This is a genomic window from Pseudomonas sp. 05N434 (assembly GCF_056396965.1).
This window is the reverse complement of record NZ_JBFTMK010000795.1, coordinates 1-1,621: the sequence shown is the minus strand read 5'-3', so window position 1 is coordinate 1,621 and position 1,621 is coordinate 1. Positions and strand designations below refer to the sequence as shown.

Annotated in this window: 1 protein-coding gene; it reads right to left on the bottom strand. The window is 62.0% G+C overall.

All coding sequences use genetic code 11. From position 1 onward, the window contains the following. Window positions 1-135: 135 nt before the first annotated feature. The coding region (locus AC1DLB_RS29450) for a methanol/ethanol family PQQ-dependent dehydrogenase (RefSeq protein ID WP_477786236.1) at window positions 136-1,621 on the bottom strand (1,486 nt) is incomplete at its 5' end.

Sequence of the window (1,621 nt, the reverse complement as noted above, 5' to 3'; positions counted from 1 at the left end):
GTTCGGCTGCGAAGCAGTCGTAAATCCAAACGACTCGGTTGGGGCCGGGAACGTTGGGGGCGGCTTCGCAGCCCAGCGGGAGCAAGCTCCCTCGCCACAGGTCATTCATCGCCACTCAGGTTGTGGTTGCCAGGGTTAGTGCTTGGCAACCAGGTCCTTCGGCAGCTTGAAGGTCCACAGCATGCCGCCCTGGTTGAAGTCCTTGATGCGCTTGGCCACTTCGCCGCCCCACAGCGGTACCGCGCCGCCCCAGCCGGAGAGCACCGAAACGTATTGTTCGCCGTCCATTTCCCAGGTGATGGGCGAGCCGAGCACGCCGGAGCCGGTCTGGAATTCCCAGACTTTCTCGCCGGTCTTGGCGTTGAACGCTTGTAGGAAACCTTCCGGCGTACCGGTGAACACCAGGTTGCCCTTGGTGGTCAGCACCCCGCCCCACAACGGCGCGAAGTTCTTGTGGCGCCAGACTTCCTTGCCGGTTTTCGGGTCGATGGCGCGCAGCACGCCGATGTAGTCTTCATTCAATGGTTTGATGGTGAAACCGGCGCCGAGGAACGCCGCGCCTTTTTTATAGGCGATGCCTTCGTTCCAGATGTCCATGCCCCACTCGTTGGACGGCACATAGAACAGGCCGGTGTCGCGGTTGTAGGCCATCGGCATCCAGTTTTTCGCCCCCAGGAACGCCGGCGCTACAAACACCGAACYGCCTTTGGCCTCGGAGCCCGGTGCACCCGGACGGCTGTCTTCGTTGTAGATCGGCCGACCGTTTTTATCCAGGCCACTGGCCCAGGTGATCTTGTCCACGAACGGGAAGCCGCGGATGAATTTGCCGTTGGTGCGATCCAGCACATAGAAGAAACCGTTACGGTCCGCGGTGGCCGCGGCTTTGATTTCCTTGCCGCCTTCGTTGTAGTTGAACGACACCAGTTCGTTCACGCCGTCATAGTCCCAGCCGTCGTGAGGGGTGCTCTGGAAGTGCCATTTGATCGTGCCGTCGTCCGGGTTCAGCGCCAGGCGCGAGGACGAGTAAAGGTTGTCGCCAGGGCGCAGGTGCGAGTTCCAGGGTGCCGGGTTGCCGGTGCCGAACAGCAGCAGATTGGTTTCCGGGTCGTAGTAGCCGCCCAGCCACGGCGCCGCGCCGCCGGTTTTCCACAAATCGCCCGGCCAGGTCTTGCCCGCTTCGCCGCCGGAGATGCCGTTCTCTACGGCCTTGCCGTCTTTGTAGACGTAACCCATGTGGCCTTCGACCGTTGGCCGGGTCCACAGCAGATCACCGTTTTTCGGGTCGTAGGCTTCGATCTTGCCCACCACCCCGAACTCGCCACCCGCCACGCCAGTGATCAGTTTGCCGTTGATCACCAGTGGCGCGGCGCTGATGGAGTAGCCTTCCTTGTGGTCGGCGACTTTCTTGCTCCATACCACTTTGCCGGTGTCTTTATTCAGGGCCACGAGCTTGGCGTCGAGAGTGCCGAAGATCACCAGGTCGCCATACAGCGCCACGCCACGGTTGATCACGTCACAGCACGGACGGATGTCATCCGGCAGGCGCGCGTCGTATTGCCAGAGCTTGCGGCCGGTGCGCGCATCCACGGCGAACACCCGTGAGTAGGAACCGGTCATGTAC